This window comes from Streptomyces sp. NPDC058964, from assembly GCF_042741275.1.
Lineage (GTDB): Bacteria > Actinomycetota > Actinomycetes > Streptomycetales > Streptomycetaceae > Streptomyces.
In genome coordinates this window covers 1-3,307 of sequence record NZ_JBHYKH010000740.1, presented here as the reverse complement: position 1 = coordinate 3,307, position 3,307 = coordinate 1, and the positions used below count along the sequence as shown (strand labels likewise).

The 3,307-nt window shown below is 74.5% G+C and carries 3 protein-coding genes and 1 pseudogene; 1 reads left to right on the top strand and 3 read right to left on the bottom strand.

Annotated features, from left to right (window positions below):
- Positions 1 to 85: 85 nt before the first annotated feature.
- Together ACFW2E_RS43995 and ACFW2E_RS43990 are read right to left on the bottom strand one after the other, a co-directional pair.
- Positions 86 to 652, bottom strand: a complete 567-nt coding sequence (locus ACFW2E_RS43995; protein ID WP_384476931.1) for a hypothetical protein — start codon at positions 650 to 652, stop codon at positions 86 to 88.
- Positions 653 to 881: 229 nt separating this feature from the next.
- Positions 882 to 1,826 carry a fibronectin type III domain-containing protein gene (locus ACFW2E_RS43990; protein ID WP_384476936.1) on the bottom strand — a complete coding sequence of 315 codons (945 nt, stop codon included), beginning with the start codon at positions 1,824 to 1,826 and terminating at the stop codon, positions 882 to 884.
- A 420-nt stretch (positions 1,827 to 2,246) separates the two neighbouring features.
- On the opposite strand from ACFW2E_RS43990, the gene ACFW2E_RS43985 reads away from it, so the two are divergent.
- On the top strand, positions 2,247 to 2,945 hold the full coding sequence (locus ACFW2E_RS43985; RefSeq protein ID WP_384476934.1) for a glycoside hydrolase family 75 protein: 699 nt from the start codon (positions 2,247 to 2,249) through the stop codon (positions 2,943 to 2,945).
- Positions 2,946 to 3,050: 105 nt separating this feature from the next.
- Here the strand turns inward: ACFW2E_RS43985 and ACFW2E_RS43980 are convergent.
- Positions 3,051 to 3,307, bottom strand: a pseudogene (locus tag ACFW2E_RS43980) (PTS fructose transporter subunit IIA); the annotation flags it as partial.

Genomic DNA, 3,307 nt, shown 5'->3' with positions numbered 1-3,307 from the left:
GGGGGGGGCGGGGTCTCGGGGGGCGGGGGCCGACTGCCCGGCCGCACGGCTCCCCGGGCCGCCGTCACCGCGGGGTTCGGCGTGCTCAGAGCCGGTACGGCTTCGAGCGGCGGCGCAGATACCAGCCCGTGGCGATGACGGCGGTTCCCACGAGGGCCGCGCCCACGCCGATCGTGAGCGGGCCGTAGTCCCGGGCGGCGCCGCCCAGACCGCCCAGTACGCCACGGGTCGGCGGGGACGAGGACGTCGACGAGGTCGTCGGAGTGGTCACGGGGGCCGCGGGGGCCACGCCGGTCACGGGTGTCACGATGACGGACTGACTGCCCGCCGTGCCGCCGTTCGAGCAGACGACCACCACGGTGTACGTCCCGGGGCCGACGTTCGACCAGGCGGCCGACTGGCTGATGGACGTACCCGCGAGCGCGGCCTGACGGCCCTGGGCGAAGTTCGCCTGGTTGCTGCCGAGCAGGGACGCGTTGCCCCAGCTGCCGTTGTTCAGGGCGCAGGCGCTGGTGGTGACCGAGACGGTGGACCCGCTGGTGCTCACGGAGATCCCCGAGACCGCGGCGGACGGCCCGGCGAGCGCGGCCGGAAGCGCGGCGGCGGCCGCCAGTGCCGGGCCGGAGCGGAGGAGGAGTCGAGTAGTGCGCATTGGGCTGCCCTCCAGCGGCACGGTTGGCGGAACGTCCCATGCGCCGCCGAGGGTCGGGAAACGCCCGTGCTGCCTCAGGGGCAGCCAACGTGCCGCGGGTGCCGCCCGCATGCGGACGTCCCCCGGGCGGGTGACGGTTTCCCGCTTCCGGCGGAAGCGGGGAAAGCCGGGCGGGCGGGACGGGCGGAACTGTGCAGGCGGGGGAGTGACCACCGCTCCGCTCCCGCCGTCAGGAACCCGTCGTCACCGTCCGCTCCGCCGAGAACCCGCCCCAGGTGCCGTCGGGCAGCCTGGCCCGGATCCGCACCCGGTGGAGGTCCCCGGTGTCCCGCCCCGTGTAGAAGCTGTAGGTTGCCCTGCCGCGCGGCGGCGTGCCACCCCAGACGAGGGACGTGGCCGGACTGCCGTCGAGCTGGATCTGGTACTCGGTCACCACCCCGTCCGCGCGCGGCGGAACCCAGGACAGGTCGATGTAGTACGCCCCGCCGGCCCGGTGGGTCGAAGCCCGGAAGCCGGTGGGTGCGGTGCCCCTGCCGTCGTCGGTGCCCGGAGTGCCAAGACGTACCGGGGCACTCGCCGGTGAGAGGTTCCCTGCCGCGTCACGGGCCCGGACGGTGAACGTGTAACGGGTTCCGGGGCGCAGCCCGGTGACCACCGTCGCGGTCTGGCCGCCTCCCACGCTGTGGATCTTCGTCCCGCCCTGGTAGACGTCGTACGAGACGACGGCCCGGTCGTCCGCCGACGCGGCCCAGGACAGCTGGACCGCCCGGCTGCCGACCGCGCGGCCCACCGCGGCGCGCGGCCGGGTGGGCGCCGAGTCGTCCGCCGCGACGGCGGCCGGGGTCCGGGCGCGCACCTTCCGGCTGCTGGGGCCGAGACGTCCCTCGTCGTCCCGGGCCCGCACGGTGAAGACATACATGGTGGACGGCCTGAGCCTGGTGACGTCCACCATGTGCTCCGAACCGGGCACTTCCCGGACCTTCGTGGTGCCGCGATAGACCTCGTAGACCCGGACGCCCGGGCTGTCCGTCACCGTGTTCCACATGACATGGACGCTGGTGGCGCTTCCGGCCGTGGCGGTGACGCCCGTCGGCACGGCGGGCAGCCGCTCGCTCCCGCCGTCGTCCGCGCCGCCCCATCCGCAGGACGTCACCAGCAGCAGCGCGCCAAAGATCACGAATGGCGGAATGGCAACGCGTCGCACGGCTCTGCCTCCCCGGGGACGGCATGATGGCCCTGACAGCAAAGGTCCGGACCAATATGGCTCCTCCAGTGCGAACGCAGCAAGAGGGCGGCCGTATTGGTGACCATCCGCGAAAGTTACGTATGCTGAGGTTCCTCTTGGCCGAACTCCCCTGGAGGGCAGGGGTGTTCGTGCCTGTGGCGCGGAACGCTGTCGTCGCTGATCCCGCGCCGGCGCGGGTGGCCGGGGTGCCCTGGGCCGACACCGGTTCAGGCCCCCGGCGCCTGTCGAGGGGCGACGGGACGTCAGACGCCTTAGCCCGCCCGGGCTCCAGCCGTGGCCGCCGACCGGACCGGCAACACCGGATCGGGCCGGGCGCCCGTCAACGTCACCATGAGAGGGTTCCTCATCGTGCGTGTCCAGTCGCTGACGCTGGCCGCGGCCGGCGCCGCCCTGCTCGCCGCCAGCACCTTTCCCGTCCCCGCCGCCACCGGCTCCCACTCCGGACCGGCGGCGCGCACCGAAGGGCGGGTCCGCGCCGCCGACCTGCTGGCGCGGGTGCGTCACTGCGTCCCCGTCTCACGCGGTGGCTCCCGCACCGACGAGAGGTCGTCCGCGTCCGTCCGGGTGTGCGCCACCCGCCACGCCGTCTTCTGGAAGGCCGACATGGACGTCGACTGCGACGGGCAGCCCACCGTCCGGTGCAACCGCCGTGCCGACCCGGTCTACTCGAGGGCCACCGCGTTCCATCAGTCCGACGGCCGCTACCTGAACGCCGAACGGCTCCCGTACATCGTGGTGCCGGCCCCGAGCCGCATCTGGAACCACCGGGCGTGCGGCGTCCACGGGGGTTCCGTCGCCGCCGTCGTCTACCGGGGCCGGGTGTGGTACGCCGTGGTCGGGGACACCGGTCCGCGCGGGATCATCGGCGAGGCCTCCTACGCCACGGCACACGCCCTGGGCATCGACCCCGACCCGAGTACGGGCGGAGTGGCCTCCGGTGTCACCTACATCGTCTTCAAGGGCTCCCGGGTGAAGCCCATCGAGGACCACGCGGCGGCCGTCGCGACCGGGGAACGGCTGGCCGGCCGGTTCGTGCGCCGCGGCTGACCCCTCCCGGACCGGCGCACGGCCCCCTCCGACGGCATCCGCCCCCAGGCCCTCGACGCCCGGGCCCGGCGGCGGTTGCCCGGCGGCGGATGCGTCCCGCCCCGGTCAGACCTTCCGGTACGTGTACGCCTCCATGGCCGCGGCCTGCACCGCGTCGAGGTCCGCCCCGGCGGAGGCCGTGACGACCGCGGCCACCGCGCCCTCGACGAACGGGGCGTCCACCAGGCGTGTGTCGTGGGGGAGTTCGTCGCCCTCCGCGATCAGCGCCTTCACGGTGAGCACCGCGCTGCCGAGATCGGTGAGCACGGCGACGCCGGCGCCCCGGTCCACGGCGGCGGCCGCGGCGCTGACCAGCTCGGCGC

Excerpts from the sequence above, each read along its gene's own strand:
- ACFW2E_RS43995 (WP_384476931.1), bottom strand. The coding sequence starts at position 652 with ATGCGCACTACTCGACTCCTCCTCCGCTCCGGCCCGGCACTGGCGGCC.